The sequence below is a fragment of the Pseudomonas sp. 2822-17 genome, assembly GCF_002742485.1.
GTDB classification, from domain to species: Bacteria; Pseudomonadota; Gammaproteobacteria; order Pseudomonadales; family Pseudomonadaceae; genus Aquipseudomonas; species Aquipseudomonas cyclaminis.
On record NZ_LJRZ01000760.1, the window covers coordinates 175,701 to 190,685 of the forward strand.

Consider the following 14,985-nt stretch of genomic DNA (forward strand, 5'->3'; position numbering starts at 1 on the left):
GACTCATCGGGGGCAAGCCCCCTCCCACATTTGGAATGCATTTTAATGTGGGAGGGGACTTGCCCCCGATGCTTTCAGGGCTCACACCTGAGACTGGGCGCCTTCAAACCACTTGAGCTTCTCGCGCAACACCACCACCTCACCCACGATCACCAATGTCGGCGCATGCACTTCATGCTCCGCCACCATGCGTGGCAAGTCAGCCAGGGTACCGGTGAACACACGCTGGTTCGAGGTGGTGCCCTGCTGGATCAACGCTGCCGGTGTATCAGCGGCGCGACCGTGCTTGATCAGTTGCTCGCAGATGATCGGCAAGCCAATCAGGCCCATGTAGAACACCAGCGTCTGCGACGGCCCCACCAGATCCTGCCAGGGCAGATCCGACGTACCGTTTTTCAGGTGCCCGGTGATAAAGCGCACCGATTGCGCGTAATCGCGGTGAGTCAGCGGAATCCCGGCATACGCCGCGCAACCACTGGCCGCCGTAATCCCTGGCACCACCTGGAACGGGATGCCATGGGCCGCCAATTCCTCGATTTCTTCGCCACCACGCCCAAAGATGAACGGATCGCCACCCTTGAGGCGCAGCACGCGCTTGCCTTGCTTGGCCAGATCCACCAATTGCTGGTTGATCTGGTCCTGCGGCACGGCATGGTCGGCGCGACGCTTGCCGACATAGACCCGCTCGGCATCACGACGGCACAGCTCAAGAATCGCCGGGGCGACCAGGCGGTCGTACAGCACCACATCGGCTTGCTGCATCAGACGCAGCGCACGGAAGGTCAACAGGTCAGGATCGCCTGGGCCTGCGCCCACCAGGTAAACCTCACCCGGCGCGTACGGCGGTGCACCGTTGACCTTTTCAATCAATAAACGCTCAGCCTCAGCGCCCTGCCCGGCCAACTGACGGTCGGCAATCGGGCCCTGGAACACTTCTTCCCAGAACGCCCGACGTTGCTGCACATCCGGGTACAAACCTTTGACCTGGGCACGAAAACGCGCCGCCAACCCGGCCAATTGGCCATAAGTCGATGGAATCCAGGTTTCCAGCTTGGCGCGGATCAAGCGTGCCAGCACCGGCGCATCGCCGCCGCTGGACACCGCAATCACCAACGGCGAGCGGTCGACAATCGCCGGGAAGATCACGCTGCACAAGGCCGGCGCGTCCACCACGTTGACCGGTACACAGCGACGCTTGGCATCACTGGATACTTGCGCATTGAGTGGCTCGTCGTCCGTCGCGGCGATGATCAGGGTGCAACCATCAAGGTCGGGCTCCTGATAACCACGCACGTTCAGTTCCCCGCCACTGCCCAGCACCAATTCACGCAACTGGTCTTCGATCTGAGGAGCAACCACCCGCAGCACTGCGCCGGCGTCGGCCAGCAGCCGGGACTTGCGCAAGGCAATTTCCCCGCCACCAACGACCAATACACGGCTGCCGCGCAGGTTATGAAACAGCGGCAGAAATTCCATTTAGCCGATGACCTCAACGCCGGCCATGTACGGCTTGAGCACTTCAGGTACACGGATCGAACCGTCAGCCTGCTGGTAGTTTTCCAACACCGCCACCAGGGTACGGCCTACGGCCAGGCCCGAACCATTGAGGGTGTGCACCAGTTCCGGCTTGCCGGTTTCCGGGTTACGGAAACGCGCCTGCATGCGACGGGCCTGGAAATCACCGCAGTTGGAGCACGACGAAATCTCGCGGTACTTGTCCTGGCTCGGCACCCACACTTCCAGATCGTAGGTCTTCACGGCGCTGAACCCCATGTCGCCCGTGCACAGAGCCAGCACGCGGTACGGCAGCTCCAGCAGTTGCAGCACGCGCTCGGCGTTGGCGGTCAGGCCTTCCAGGGCTTCCATGGAGGTCGACGGCTCGACCACTTGCACCATCTCGACCTTGTCGAACTGGTGCTGGCGGATCATGCCACGGGTGTCACGCCCCGATGCGCCGGCTTCACTGCGAAAGCACGGGCTGTGGGCCACGAACTTGAGTGGCAGTTGCTTGGCGTCGAGGATCTCGCCAGCGACGATATTGGTCAGCGACACTTCGGCGGTCGGGATCAGGTACAGGTCGGCTTCGCCGTCGCGGCTGATCTTGAACAGGTCTTCTTCGAACTTCGGCAACTGGCTGGTACCCATCAGCGCCGGACCTTGCACCAGATAAGGGGTGTAGGCCTCTTCGTAGCCGTGCTCGCCGGTGTGCAGGTTGATCATGAACTGCGCCAGGGCACGGTGCATGCGCGCGATCGGTCCGCGCAGCAACGCAAAGCGCGCGCCGGACATCTTGGCGGCGGTTTCGAAATCCAGGCCACCGGTCAATTCGCCCAGGGCAACGTGGTCCTTGATCTCGAAGTCAAAGGCTTTGGGCGTGCCCCAGCGGCGGACTTCGACGTTGCCGTCTTCGTCTTCACCCACTGGCACAGATTCATGCGGAATGTTGGGGATGCCCAGCAGGATCGAATCCAGCTCGGACTGAATGCCCTCCAGCTCGACCTTGCCGTCGGACAGCTCGGTGCCCATGCGCTCGACGTCCGCCATCAGCGGCGCGATGTCTTCGCCGCGCTGCTTGGCCTGACCGATGGATTTGGAACGCGCATTACGCTCAGCCTGCAGTGCTTCGGTGCGGGTCTGGACGGTCTTGCGCTGTTCTTCCAGCGCTTCGATGCGCGCAACATCCAAGGCAAAGCCACGGGATGCCAGGCGGTCCGCTACGTCCTGAAGGTTGCTACGTAACAGTTTGGAATCGAGCATGTCGGTCTCTCGTTTATCAAAGTTTGGTCAAGGACAGGCCAGCCCAGGTCGCGAGCAGCCCGCCGAATACACTGATGGCAGCGTAGCCAATCGCCAGCGGCATTTGCCCGCTTTCCAGCAGGCGTACGGTATCCAGTGAAAAGGATGAAAAGGTCGTCAGGCCGCCAAGAAAGCCAACCATCAGCCCGGCGCGCACCTCAATCGGTACTTCGGGACGCACCAGGAACAGGCCGTATAAAACGCCGATCAACAGGCAGCCCACGATATTAACGGCCAGCGTCGCGGTATAGAAGTGCTTGGGCCAATTCGCGCTGATCCAATTACCCGTCGCAAAGCGCAGCAGTGTACCCGCGATACCGCCCGCCGAGACGGCGACCACCAAGGGAATCATGATTTTCTCCGCTGTCTGGGACTTAAACGATCGAGTGCGGCCAGATGATTGAGCTTCTCGCCGATCTTCAGCTCAAGGCCACGGGGCACCGGCTGGTAGAGCGGCAACGGCTCAAGCTCATCGGGGAAGTAGTCTTCACCGGCGGCATAGGCATCCGGCTCATCGTGGGCATAGCGATATTCGTCGCCGTAGCCGAGCTGTTTCATCAATTTGGTCGGCGCATTGCGCAAGTGCAACGGCACTTCGAGGGAGCCGTATTCGGCCGCGGCACGCAGCGCCGACTTGAAGCCCATGTACACCGCGTTGCTTTTCGGCGCGCAGGCCAGGTAGGTGATGGCCTGGGCCACCGCCAACTCGCCTTCCGGGCTGCCGAGGCGCTCCTGCACGTCCCACGCGGCCAGACACAGGCTCAGGGCACGGGGATCGGCGTTACCGATGTCCTCGCTGGCCATGCGTACCACGCGGCGCGCCAGGTACAACGGATCGCAACCGCCGTCGATCATGCGCGCAAACCAGTACAACGCGCCGTCCGGGTTGGAGCCGCGTACGGATTTGTGCAACGCCGAGATCTGGTCGTAGAAAGCTTCGCCGCCCTTGTCGAAGCGCCGGCGCGTGTCGCCGAGCAGGCTTTGCAGCAGGTCGACGCCAATCTCGCTGCCGTCTTCGGCTAGGTCGGATGCGTTCTCCAGCAGGTTGAGAAAACGGCGACCGTCGCCATCGGCAGCGGTGAGCAGAATCTTGAAGCCTTCTTCGCTGACACTCAGCTGGCGCTTGCCCAGGCCCTTGTCTTCACTCAAGGCGCGGTGCAGCAGCTTTTGCATCGCCGCCTCGTCGAGGCTCTTGAGCACATACACGCGAGCCCGCGACAGCAACGCGTTGTTCAGTTCGAACGAGGGGTTTTCGGTGGTGGCGCCAATAAAGATCAGCGTGCCGTCTTCGACGTAGGGCAGGAAGGCATCCTGCTGCGACTTGTTGAAGCGATGCACTTCGTCGACAAACAGGATGGTGCGCTTGCCGTATTGCCCGGCCTGCTGCTTGGCGACGTCCACCGCCTGGCGGATTTCCTTGACCCCGGCCAGCACCGCAGACACCGTTTCGAAGTGTGCATCCGAGACTTTCGCCAGCAGCCGCGCCAGGGTGGTTTTACCCACGCCCGGTGGCCCCCAGAAAATCATCGAGTGCAGCGCGCCCTGCTCCAGGGCTTCGCGCAATGGCTTGCCGCGAGCGAGCAGGTGTTCCTGACCGACGTACTCATCCAGGTTGGTCGAACGCAAGCGTGCGGCCAAGGGTTGGGCAATCGGGTCACTTCGAAACAGGTCCATGGGCAGCGTTTGAAACCTCTGGTTTATTCCTGGATCACGTCGGCACCCTTGGGGATGTCGAACTTGAACCTGGAAGCCGGCACCGGCTGGTTGGCCTTGACCCCGGAGAACAGGATATCGGTGCGCTGGCCGACGCTGTCGATCAGGCGCATGTTGTTGATCACGCCATTGCCGAACGACAGGGACAGCGTGTCAAACAGCGTGTCCTTGGATTTGGGCTTGAGGGTGAATTCGATCACGTTGCTGGTTTGCTTGGAGGTGATATCGAAGCTGTCGTTGATCTTCGACACGTCGCCCGACAGCAACAGCGCCGGCGTCTGGTTCAGGCGTGGGTCGAGCTTCTTGATGGTCGCCTGCTCCAGGTCCGGGTCCCACAGCGTAACTTTCTGGCCGTCCGAGACGATGGTCTGCTCGGCCTTGCCTTCGGTGTGCCAGTAGAACAGCCCTGGGCGCTGCACGGCCATTTCCCCTGCCGTTTCCTGCAAGCGAGTACCGCCGGCATCCAGGGTCAGCTGGGAAAAGCGTGCGGTCAGGGTCTGGGATTTGTCCAACAGGTTCTTCAGGCTGGCGACGGAGGCCGGGTCAGCGTGAGCCGAAACAGCGGTCAGGGCCAGTGCCGGCAACAACAGCATGCGGATAAAGCGCATGGGAGTCCTCATTGAGTAGTCAGGGCGCGCCGCGTGCTGCCACGCGGCACGGAGTCAGTCGCGCATCTGCCCAGGGGCAATGATTTCACGCGAGCCGTTGGTGTTCATTGCGGTGACGACGCCGGCGTTTTCCATGGCTTCGATCATGCGGGCGGCGCGGTTGTAGCCGATCTTCAGCTTGCGCTGTACCGCAGAAATCGAGGCCCGGCGGCTTTCCAGCACAAATGCCACGGCTTCGTCGTACAGCGCGTCGGTCTCGGCATCATCGTCGCCACCGCTGCTGCCACCGTCGAAACCGCTGCCAGCTTCTTCAACGCCAGCAAGGATGTCATCGTTGTATTCAGGCGCGCCGCGCAGCTTCCAGGCTTCCACCACACGGTGCACTTCATCGTCGGACACGAAAGCACCGTGCACACGGATCGGCAGGCTGGTGCCCGGCGGCATGTAGAGCATGTCACCGTGGCCCAACAGTTGTTCGGCGCCGCCCTGGTCGATGATGGTCCGCGAGTCGATCTTGCTCGACACCTGGAACGCCATACGCGTCGGGATGTTGGCCTTGATCAGGCCGGTGATCACGTCCACCGACGGCCGCTGGGTAGCAAGGATCAAGTGGATACCGGCCGCTCGCGCTTTCTGGGCGATACGGGCGATCAGCTCTTCAACCTTCTTGCCGACGATCATCATCATGTCGGCAAATTCGTCGACCACCACCACGATGGTCGGCAGCTTGCTCAGCAGCGGTGCTTCGTCGTGGATGCTTTCGCGCTTGTACAGCGGATCGGTCAGCGGCGTGCCGGCGTCCTGGGCTTCCTTGACCTTCGCGTTGAAGCCCGACAGGTTACGCACGCCCATCTTCGCCATCAGCTTGTAGCGGCGCTCCATCTCGGCAACGCTCCAGCGCAGGGCGTTGGCGGCGTCCTTCATGTCGGTGACCACCGGGCACAGCAGGTGCGGAATGCCTTCGTAGATCGACAGTTCGAGCATCTTCGGGTCGATCATGATCAGCTTGGCGTCTTCCGGGCCGGACTTGAACAGGATCGACAGGATCATCGCGTTCACCCCCACCGACTTACCGGAACCGGTGGTACCGGCCACCAGCAGGTGAGGCATTTTCGCCAGGTCAGTGATGACCGGCTTGCCGCCGATGTCATGGCCCAGGGCCAGGGTGACCGGCGATTTGAAGTTGTCGTATTCCGGCGTCGACAGCACTTCGGAGAAACGCACGATCTGGCGGTCTTCGTTGGGAATCTCGATACCCACGGTGGTCTTGCCCGGGATCACCTCCACCACGCGCACGCTGGTCACGGCCAGGGAGCGGGCCAAGTCCTTGGCCAGGTTGGAAATGCGGCTGACTTTTACACCGGCGGCCGGCTGGATTTCGTAACGGGTAATCACCGGGCCTGGGTGGATCGAGTCCACCGAGACTTCGACACCGAATTCCTTGAGCTTGATTTCCAGCAGGTGGCCGACGGCCGCCAGGGATTCCGGTGAATAGTTGAGTTGTTTCTTTTCGGCCGGGTCGAGAATCGAGATCGGCGGCAAGGTGCCTTCCACGGCGCTGTCAATGAACAACGGCGCCTGTTTCTCTTTCTGCACGCGATGGCTTGGCTCGGGAGCCTTGGGCGGCGCCGGCGCAATCACCGGTGGCACCTGCTTCTCGCGGTCGGACATGTGCTTGCTCAGGGCCTGTTCGCGCTCGATAAGGCGCTCCTTGACCTTGGCCTGTTCGCGGCGGTCCGGTGTGCTCGGGGCCACGACCTCATTGATGCGGGTATCCACCTCGCGCAACTGGGCCACCATGCGCTTGCGATCGACACGGGCGGACCACCAACGGTTGGCGGCGCCTTGGAACAATTCGAGCAGGTCGAGGGTGATCTTGCCCGTCACATCCATCACCTTGAACCACGAGAGGTCGGTGAATACCGTGAGGCCGAACAGGAACAGCGCAATGAACATCAGGGTGCTGCCCTGGATATTCAGGGTCTTGCGTGCCAGGTCGCCAAGGCTTTCGCCCAGCGCCCCGCCCGCGCCCGCCGGCAAACCGGTAGGCGCGTGGAAATGAATATGGGCCAGCGCCGCGCCGGAGAGCACCAGGAACACCAGGCCGATCAGGCGCCAGGAGAACAGCCAGCCACTCCATTGCCACGGCTCGTGACGCTGGCGGAAGATCTGCCAGGTCTTGATCGCCAGCAGCAACGGGAAGATGTAAGCGAAGTAACCCAGCACCATGAACAGGATATCGGCGCTGTAGGAACCCACCGGACCACCGAAGTTCTGCACGTCGTCGATCTTGCTGTTGTGGCTCCAGCCCGGATCGTCCTTGCCATAGGTGAGCAAGGCCATCATCAGGAACAGACACAGCGCGCCGATAGCGATCAGCGCACCTTCCTTGAGTCGATAGTGCAGGTGCTGGCGCCAAGCCGGCACGACTGCTGCTTTAGGTGTTGCGGCGGATTTCTTCAAAACGGGTCTTTTCCTGCGCCTTTAGCGCGTCCATCTGTTGAATGACTGCCAATACTGCCCAATCCGAGCAGCTGAAAAATAAACGAACGTCGTTGAATCTACGTTTAACGTCGGGCGATTGCGCAATGAAATGACGATAACGCCACAATGGCCGCATTGTACGGGTTTGTGTGCCTGATGCCACGCCACTTGGCTTTCTTCAGCCAGCATAGCCAATTGTGTGTCACAACATGTGCAATTTGAGCATGCATTGTCTTTGCTGACAAAGGCTTATGAGCTGTTTTTACCAATCCAGGCAAGCTTGGCAATTGGCCTGCATGGGCCGGCCCCGAATACGACCACACCCCCGGCATAGAGTTGCAGAAACACCCGCTCACGCTAATACGCAGCAATGGCGGATTCAAGCTGGCCCGATGGCGCTGCGTCGACAATAATCAGCACTGCCGAGGCGGGGTCATACCTGCCACTCCCCTCCCCTTCCATAAGCCTGGATGCCATGCTGACCTGGTTGCAACGCGACACCCTGACCTTTCCACCGCTGGCCAAAGCCATGCGCGAACCCAATGGCCTGCTCGCCGCCGGCGGCGATCTATCGGCGGAGCGACTGGTCAAGGCATACCGCCACGGCTGCTTCCCCTGGTTTTCGGAGGGTCAACCGATCCTTTGGTGGTCGCCAGACCCGCGCACGGTGATCTTCCCTGATGAACTCCACGTATCCCGCAGCCTGGGCAAGCTGTTACGCCAGCAGCGCTACACCGTGACATTCGACCAGGACTTCGCCGCCGTCATCCAGGCCTGCGCTGCGCCGCGCGCCTACGCCGATGGCACCTGGATCACCGAAGGCATCCAGAACGCCTACCTGGAGTTGCACAAGCGCGGCCATGCGCACTCGGTAGAGGTATGGGATGCAGGCGTACTGGTGGGCGGCCTGTATGGCCTGGCGATGGGCCAGCTGTTTTTTGGCGAATCCATGTTCAGCCGCGCCGACAATGCCTCTAAATTTGGCTTCGCTACACTGACGCGACAATTACAGGCCTGGGGCTTTGTGCTGATCGACTGCCAGATGCCCAACGATCACCTGCACAGCCTGGGTGCCCGCGCCATTCCTCGCAGTGAGTTCGCCGGTTTTCTACGCGACCACCTGGACCAACCCAACACCGGGCCGTGGGTTTCTTAGGCGACATCCGCGCACCTGGCTTACACTTATTTCAAAGCTTATCCCGAGGGTTGATCATGACCGAGTTGGCGCGTTTGAAGTTCTATGCCACTCAAGCCCACTCTTGCAGCTATCTGCCAGACGAGCAGGCCACCACACTGTTCCTCGACCCCAGCCAACCGATGGACGTGCATGTGTATGCGGATCTTTCGGAAATGGGCTTTCGGCGTAGCGGCGACCATCTGTACCGACCCCATTGCCAGAACTGCAATGCCTGCGTGCCGGCGCGCCTCCCTGTGGCGCAGTTTCTGCCGGACCGCAACCAGAAGCGCATCCTCAAGCGCAATGTCGACTTGGTGGTGACATCGAGCAAGCCTCGGTTTACCGAAGAATACTTCGACCTTTACCAGCGCTATATCGAGCAACGCCACGCCGATGGCGATATGTTCCCACCAAGCCGCGACCAGTTCTCCACGTTTCTGGTGCGCGATCTGCCTTTTTCACGCTTCTATGAATTTCGTGCGGACGGTCGCCTGCTGGCCGTCGCCGTGACGGATTTGCTGCCTAACGGCCTGTCGGCGGTCTACACCTTCTACGAGCCGACCGAAGAGCGCCGCAGCCTGGGGCGCTTTGCGATCCTCTGGCAAATCGGCGAAGCCCTGCGCCTGGAACTGGAGGCGGTTTACCTCGGATACTGGATCAAGAACTGCAAAAAGATGAGCTACAAGACCCAATATCGGCCCATAGAACTGCTGATTAATCAAAGATGGGTCACGCTTAACTAGAACCCCTTGGCTTAAACACCCTTTTTCGGGCACAATGCACGCCGCTTTTGCCTGGCGCAGTTGCACCGGGCCATTCACTGGATACCGAGGGCTTTACTGCATGTCGAAAGAAGACAGCTTCGAAATGGAAGGCACTGTCGTCGACACCCTGCCCAACACCATGTTTCGTGTGGAGTTGGAAAATGGGCACGTCGTAACCGCGCATATCTCCGGCAAGATGCGCAAGAACTACATTCGTATTCTTACCGGTGACAAAGTGCGCGTCGAGCTGACGCCCTATGACTTGAGCAAAGGGCGCATCACTTACCGCGCTCGCTAAGCAAGTCAATACAAAACGCCCGGTTATGCCGGGCGTTTTTGTGTGTGCGCCATTTATCTAGCACCACAAAACAATGTGGGAGGGGGCTTGCCCCCGATAGCGGCGTACCAGTCACTCGTGTAGCGACTGAAGCACTGCTATCGGGGGCAAGCCCCCTCCCACATTGGCGCCTGCGGTTATCGATCAGGCCATTTCTGCCGTGGTTTCGAACTCGAAGGTCAGCTCGCCGTCCTTCAGATCAATATGCACCACGCCACCATGGTCCGAGAGTTCGCCAAACAGGATCTCTTCAGCCAGCGGCCGCTTGATCTTGTCCTGGATCAGACGCGCCATTGGGCGAGCGCCCATTGCTGCGTCGTAGCCACCCTCGGCGATCCAACTGCGCGCCGCTTCCGTGACATCCAGCTGCACGCGCTTGTCTTCCAACTGCGCCTGTAGCTCGGTGAGGAACTTGTCCACCACACTCTTGATAACCTCATGACTGAGGCGACCAAACTGGATAATGGTGTCCAGGCGGTTGCGGAACTCCGGCGTGAAGCTTTTCTTGATCACTTCCATCGCGTCAGAAGAGTGATCCTGATGGGTGAAGCCGATCGAAGCCCGCGCGGCCGTTTCAGCACCGGCGTTGGTGGTCATGATCACGATCACGTTGCGGAAGTCCGCCTTGCGTCCGTTGTTGTCGGTCAGGGTCCCGTGATCCATCACCTGCAACAGCAGGTTGAAGACTTCCGGGTGGGCCTTCTCGATTTCATCGAGCAGCAATACGCAATGTGGCTGCTTGGTGATCGCTTCGGTCAACAGACCGCCCTGATCGAAGCCAACATAGCCCGGAGGCGCGCCGATCAGGCGCGACACGGTGTGACGCTCCATGTACTCGGACATGTCGAACCGCACCAGCTCGATACCCATGGCCTTGGCCAACTGCCGCGCCGCTTCGGTCTTGCCGACACCGGTAGGCCCGGCAAACAGGAACGAGCCGACTGGCTTGTCCGGCGACTTGAGGCCCGCACGCGACAGCTTGATCGCGGTGGACAGCGCGTCGATGGCTGCATCCTGGCCGAACACCGTGAGCTTGAGGTCGCGCTCCAGATTACGCAGCAGCTCCTTGTCGGAGCTGTTGACGTGTTTTGGCGGAATCCGCGCAATCTTCGCCACGATGTCCTCGACCTGAGGCACGTCGATGCGCTTCACACGTTTCTCGACCGGTTGCAGGCGCTGGTAGGCCCCCGCCTCGTCGATCACGTCGATGGCTTTGTCCGGCATGTGCCGATCATTGATGTAGCGCGATGCCAGCTCCGCTGCTGCGCGCAGCGCCTCATCGGTGTACTCGATACCATGGTGCGCTTCAAAACGCCCCTTGAGCCCGCGCAGGATGCTGATGGTGTCTTCAACCGACGGCTCGGAGACGTCGACCTTCTGGAAGCGACGCGCCAGGGCGCGATCCTTCTCGAAGATGCCACGAAATTCCTGGAAAGTGGTGGAACCGATGCAGCGGATGTCACCCGACGACAGTAACGGCTTGAGCAGGTTGGACGCATCCATCACCCCACCGGAAGCCGCACCCGCACCAATGATGGTGTGGATCTCGTCGATGAACAGGATCGCCTGCGGGCGTTTTTTCAGCTCGCCGAGCAGCGCCTTGAAGCGCTTCTCGAAATCGCCACGGTACTTGGTACCTGCGAGCAACGCGCCCAGATCAAGGGAGTAGACGACACTGTTGGCCAACAGGTCCGGCACCTGGTTGTCCACGATGCGCTTGGCCAGGCCTTCGGCAATCGCGGTCTTGCCCACGCCCGCCTCGCCCACCAGCAGCGGGTTGTTCTTGCGACGACGCGCGAGGATCTGCGCTACACGCTCGACCTCAAGCTCACGCCCCACCAGCGGATCGATCCGCCCCTGGCGCGCCAACTCGTTGAGGTTGCTGGCATAGGCATCCAGCGGGTTGCTTGAAGAAGAAGACTCACCGCCCTCGTCGTCCTGCATGTCCTGCTCACCCTCGGAATGATCGCCGTGCCCAGGCACCTTGGAGATACCGTGGGCGATGTAGTTGACGACATCAATACGGGCAACGCTCTGCTGCTTGAGCAGGAACACTGCCTGGCTTTCCTGTTCGCTGAAGATCGCCACAAGCACATTGGCGCCTGTGACTTCACGCTTACCGGAGCTCTGTACGTGGAAAACAGCACGCTGCAATACCCGCTGGAAGCCCAGGGTTGGCTGGGTTTCGCGGTCCTCGTCATGCACGGGGATCAGTGGCGTGGTGGAGTCGATAAACTCCTGCAGGTCATGCTTGAGTTTGTCGAGGTTGGCGCCGCACGCACGCAAAACGGTGGCGGCAGCTTCGTTATCCAAAAGTGCCAGCAAAAGGTGTTCGACAGTCATGAATTCATGACGCTTCGAACGAGCCTCCTTGAAGGCAAGATTGAGGGTGACTTCGAGCTCGCGGTTTAACATAGCTTCACCTCATACCCAAGTGGTCGGCGTTAACCGTCCTTCTCGATTTCACAGAGTAGCGGATGCTGGCTTTCCCTGGCGTACTGGTTGACCTGCATGGCCTTTGTCTCGGCGATGTCACGGGTAAACACTCCACATACTGCCCGTCCTTCTGTGTGAACGGCCAGCATTACCTTGGTCGCCAACTCGCGGTTCAGGTTAAAAAACACCTCGAGTACTTCGACCACGAAATCCATCGGTGTGTAGTCATCATTGAACAAAACCACCTTGTACATCGGCGGCGCCTGTAAAGCAGGCTTGGCCTCCTGAACAGCAATGCCTGCAGAACCGTCGTCATCGTGTTCGTGATCCGGTCGATCCTGATTGAATGTTAGTCGAATCTGGCTGATTGCATGCATGGAAAGAAAGGTTCGTCAGTGGTTCAAATACAGTGGTGGGGGCGAGCTGTCAGAATTTCAACTCTGACCGACTGGTCGCCTTGACTATCGGCAAATCGGTGTTACAACCAATAGAACCCACAGTGGGTAAAAAAGGTCCGCGCAGTCAACCTTAATTTATTCGGGTTAGGACGGATAAACTGGATGATACTCCAGTGATGGAGTCTGGTGCAGAGGGAAATGGGTATGTCTGGCGTCAAGATCAGTGGCAAGGTCAAGTGGTTCAACAATGCCAAAGGATATGGCTTTGTGAATGAGGAAGGGAAAACCGAGGACCTTTTTGCTCATTTTTCAGCGATCAGCATGGACGGGTACAAAACGCTGAAGGCGGGCCAACCGGTAACCTTTGAAATCATTCAAGGACCGAAAGGGTTGCATGCTGTCAATATAACTGTAACACCGGAAAAAACCGCACCAGCGCATGCTCACGAGAAGAAACAACTGGCCTGATATCCGCCAACAAAATGTGCAGCTTGCGATAAAAAACGGCCACCCCAATCACGCTGGGATGGCCGTTTTTATTCACCGGCTTTTACATATGCGAAATCAACGCATCACCAAAGCCCGACGACGAAACCAGCTTCGCCCCCTCCATCAAACGTTCGAAGTCATAGGTCACGGTCTTGGCCGCAATCGCGCCGTTGGTGCCCTTGATGATCAGGTCAGCCGCCTCGGTCCAACCCATATGGCGCAGCATCATTTCTGCCGACAGAATCAACGAGCCAGGGTTGACCTGATCCTTGCCTGCATACTTGGGCGCCGTACCATGGGTCGCCTCGAACATGGCAACGGTGTCAGACAGGTTAGCCCCCGGCGCAATGCCGATACCGCCCACTTCCGCCGCCAGGGCGTCGGACAGGTAGTCACCGTTCAGGTTAAGAGTGGCGATCACGTCGTACTCGGCGGGGCGCAGCAGGATCTGTTGCAGCATGGCGTCGGCAATGGCGTCCTTGACCACCACATTCCTGCCGGTCTTCGGGTTCTTGAATTGCATCCAAGGCCCACCGTCGAGCAGCGTCGCACCGAACTCTTCGGCCGCCACTTCGTAGGCCCACTCTTTGAAGGCCCCTTCGGTGAACTTCATGATGTTGCCTTTGTGCACGATGGTCAGCGATTCGCGGTCGTTATCCACCACATACTGCAAGGCCTTGCGTGCCAGGCGCTTGGTGCCTTCCTTGGACACCGGCTTGACGCCGATCCCGCAATCCTGGTCGAAACGGATCTTGGTGACACCCATTTCCTCCTTGAGGAACTTGATCACCTTGATGGCTTCCGGCGAACCGGCTTTCCACTCGATGCCAGCGTAAATGTCTTCGGAGTTTTCGCGAAAGATCGTCATGTCCACGTCGCCAGGCTTCTTGACCGGGCTCGGCACACCTTCGAACCAGCGCACCGGGCGCAGGCAGACATAAAGGTCGAGTTGCTGACGCAGGGCCACGTTCAGCGAACGGATGCCACCCCCGACCGGCGTGGTCAGCGGCCCCTTGATGGACACCACATAATCCTTGACCGCATCCAGGGTTTCCTGGGGCAGCCAGGTGTCCTGGTCGTAGACTTGAGTCGCCTTTTCGCCGGCGTACACCTCCATCCACGAGATCTTGCGCTTGCCGCCGTAGGCCTTTTCAACAGCTGCGTCGACTACCTTGATCATCACCGGGCTGATGTCGACGCCAATACCGTCACCTTCGATGTAAGGGATGATCGGTTGGTCAGGAACATTGAGAGAATGGTCTGCATTGACGGTGATTTTGTCGCCGACTGCCGGAACCTGAATCTTCTTGTATCCCATGCTGAACTCCATCTATGGATTGAACATCTGGCTGCGTTCGAGCCTACTCCAGATAAATGGCGACTGAAACCTCGCGCCATGCTCATTTGCATCGAAAACAGCATAAATTGTCGCCTACAAGCCTGAAAGCAAAGGGAAAAGCGCCAATCTTGAGCACATCGTGCGACTTTAGGCGCACCCCGGTACCTGCGACCTTTAGACCAATGGACGACTCACCTTTTGTATGAAGGCTCGGCGTAAGCATAGCGACCTATGTATAATGCCGCCGCTGACCCAAGAGTCACGACGGCTGACCGCTCTAGAATAGGTGCCTTCAGCTACAAAGCCGGACTATTACAATAGTCCACCCGCTTGACGCTCGACTGATGCAACCCAACATCACCGCGAAGAAACCTCGACATTTCGCTCATGGATGACTTTGAACGAACGCGCTCCACCCGGCGCATCTCGAGTTTCTGCGCACGC

The 14,985-nt window shown here is 59.5% G+C and carries 13 protein-coding genes; 4 read left to right on the forward strand and 9 right to left on the reverse strand.

All coding sequences use genetic code 11. The features are described from left to right. Positions 1-81: 81 nt before the first annotated feature. Genes cysG through AOA60_RS27375 form a run of 6 tightly spaced genes read right to left on the reverse strand, consistent with a single transcriptional unit; the run spans position 82 to position 7,580 of the window. Positions 82-1,476, reverse strand: a complete 1,395-nt coding sequence (gene cysG, locus AOA60_RS27350; RefSeq protein WP_099586998.1) for a siroheme synthase CysG — start codon at positions 1,474-1,476, stop codon at positions 82-84. Further along, positions 1,477-2,757, reverse strand: coding sequence for a serine--tRNA ligase (serS, locus tag AOA60_RS27355; RefSeq protein WP_099586999.1), 1,281 nt, complete (start codon positions 2,755-2,757; stop codon positions 1,477-1,479). 16 nt (positions 2,758-2,773) lie between these two features. Then, positions 2,774-3,148, reverse strand: coding sequence for a fluoride efflux transporter CrcB (gene crcB, locus AOA60_RS27360; RefSeq protein ID WP_099587000.1), 375 nt, complete (start codon positions 3,146-3,148; stop codon positions 2,774-2,776). Then, the gene (locus tag AOA60_RS27365; RefSeq protein ID WP_099587001.1) at positions 3,145-4,470 is read right to left on the reverse strand and encodes a replication-associated recombination protein A; all 1,326 of its coding nucleotides are present in this window, start codon (positions 4,468-4,470) and stop codon (positions 3,145-3,147) included. The genes crcB and AOA60_RS27365 overlap by 4 nt, the downstream gene beginning before the upstream one ends. 23 nt (positions 4,471-4,493) lie before the next feature. Next, positions 4,494-5,117 carry an outer membrane lipoprotein chaperone LolA gene (gene lolA / locus AOA60_RS27370; RefSeq protein ID WP_099587002.1) on the reverse strand — a complete coding sequence of 208 codons (624 nt, stop codon included), beginning with the start codon at positions 5,115-5,117 and terminating at the stop codon, positions 4,494-4,496. Between the two features lie 54 nt (positions 5,118-5,171). After that, positions 5,172-7,580, reverse strand: a complete 2,409-nt coding sequence (locus tag AOA60_RS27375; protein ID WP_099587003.1) for a DNA translocase FtsK — start codon at positions 7,578-7,580, stop codon at positions 5,172-5,174. 496 nt (positions 7,581-8,076) lie between these two features. On the opposite strand from AOA60_RS27375, the gene aat reads away from it, so the two are divergent. The 3 genes from aat (at position 8,077) to infA (ending at position 9,840) form a co-directional block, all read left to right on the forward strand. Then, the gene (gene aat / locus AOA60_RS27380) at positions 8,077-8,757 is read left to right on the forward strand and encodes a leucyl/phenylalanyl-tRNA--protein transferase (RefSeq protein WP_099587004.1); all 681 of its coding nucleotides are present in this window, start codon (positions 8,077-8,079) and stop codon (positions 8,755-8,757) included. Between the two features lie 56 nt (positions 8,758-8,813). Then, positions 8,814-9,521 carry an arginyltransferase gene (locus tag AOA60_RS27385; protein ID WP_099587005.1) on the forward strand — a complete coding sequence of 236 codons (708 nt, stop codon included), beginning with the start codon at positions 8,814-8,816 and terminating at the stop codon, positions 9,519-9,521. 100 nt (positions 9,522-9,621) lie between these two features. After that, a complete protein-coding gene (gene infA / locus AOA60_RS27390) occupies positions 9,622-9,840 on the forward strand; it encodes a translation initiation factor IF-1 (protein WP_002553999.1) in 219 nt (72 codons plus the stop codon). A 183-nt stretch (positions 9,841-10,023) separates the two neighbouring features. Here infA and clpA read toward each other — a convergent pair whose 3' ends face one another. Continuing rightward, positions 10,024-12,294 (reverse strand): ATP-dependent Clp protease ATP-binding subunit ClpA, encoded by a 2,271-nt coding sequence (clpA, locus tag AOA60_RS27395; RefSeq protein ID WP_078743290.1) that lies wholly within the window; start codon positions 12,292-12,294, stop codon positions 10,024-10,026. A gap of 29 nt (positions 12,295-12,323) precedes the next feature. Then, positions 12,324-12,692, reverse strand: coding sequence for an ATP-dependent Clp protease adapter ClpS (gene clpS / locus AOA60_RS27400; protein ID WP_010567912.1), 369 nt, complete (start codon positions 12,690-12,692; stop codon positions 12,324-12,326). Positions 12,693-12,917: 225 nt separating this feature from the next. Here clpS and cspD point away from each other — a divergent pair, with 225 nt between their 5' ends. After that, positions 12,918-13,181 carry a cold shock domain-containing protein CspD gene (gene cspD, locus AOA60_RS27405; RefSeq protein WP_099587039.1) on the forward strand — a complete coding sequence of 88 codons (264 nt, stop codon included), beginning with the start codon at positions 12,918-12,920 and terminating at the stop codon, positions 13,179-13,181. Positions 13,182-13,263: 82 nt separating this feature from the next. Here the strand turns inward: cspD and icd are convergent, their stop codons facing one another. Continuing rightward, positions 13,264-14,520, reverse strand: a complete 1,257-nt coding sequence (gene icd / locus AOA60_RS27410; protein ID WP_099587006.1) for an NADP-dependent isocitrate dehydrogenase — start codon at positions 14,518-14,520, stop codon at positions 13,264-13,266. Positions 14,521-14,985 lie beyond the last annotated feature (465 nt).

What these genes read in the sequence shown, in the direction of transcription:
- clpS (WP_010567912.1), bottom strand. Translation starts at nt 12,692, where the DNA reads ATGCATGCAATCAGCCAGATTCGACTAACATTCAATCAGGATCGACCG.
- cspD (WP_099587039.1), top strand. Translation starts at nt 12,918, where the DNA reads ATGTCTGGCGTCAAGATCAGTGGCAAGGTCAAGTGGTTCAACAATGCC.
- icd (WP_099587006.1), bottom strand. Translation starts at nt 14,520, where the DNA reads ATGGGATACAAGAAGATTCAGGTTCCGGCAGTCGGCGACAAAATCACC.
- clpA (WP_078743290.1), bottom strand. Translation starts at nt 12,294, where the DNA reads ATGTTAAACCGCGAGCTCGAAGTCACCCTCAATCTTGCCTTCAAGGAG.
- aat (WP_099587004.1), top strand. Translation starts at nt 8,077, where the DNA reads ATGCTGACCTGGTTGCAACGCGACACCCTGACCTTTCCACCGCTGGCC.
- serS (WP_099586999.1), bottom strand. Translation starts at nt 2,757, where the DNA reads ATGCTCGATTCCAAACTGTTACGTAGCAACCTTCAGGACGTAGCGGAC.
- cysG (WP_099586998.1), bottom strand. Translation starts at nt 1,476, where the DNA reads ATGGAATTTCTGCCGCTGTTTCATAACCTGCGCGGCAGCCGTGTATTG.
- crcB (WP_099587000.1), bottom strand. Translation starts at nt 3,148, where the DNA reads ATGATTCCCTTGGTGGTCGCCGTCTCGGCGGGCGGTATCGCGGGTACA.
- AOA60_RS27365 (WP_099587001.1), bottom strand. Translation starts at nt 4,470, where the DNA reads ATGGACCTGTTTCGAAGTGACCCGATTGCCCAACCCTTGGCCGCACGC.
- lolA (WP_099587002.1), bottom strand. Translation starts at nt 5,117, where the DNA reads ATGCGCTTTATCCGCATGCTGTTGTTGCCGGCACTGGCCCTGACCGCT.
- infA (WP_002553999.1), top strand. Translation starts at nt 9,622, where the DNA reads ATGTCGAAAGAAGACAGCTTCGAAATGGAAGGCACTGTCGTCGACACC.
- AOA60_RS27385 (WP_099587005.1), top strand. Translation starts at nt 8,814, where the DNA reads ATGACCGAGTTGGCGCGTTTGAAGTTCTATGCCACTCAAGCCCACTCT.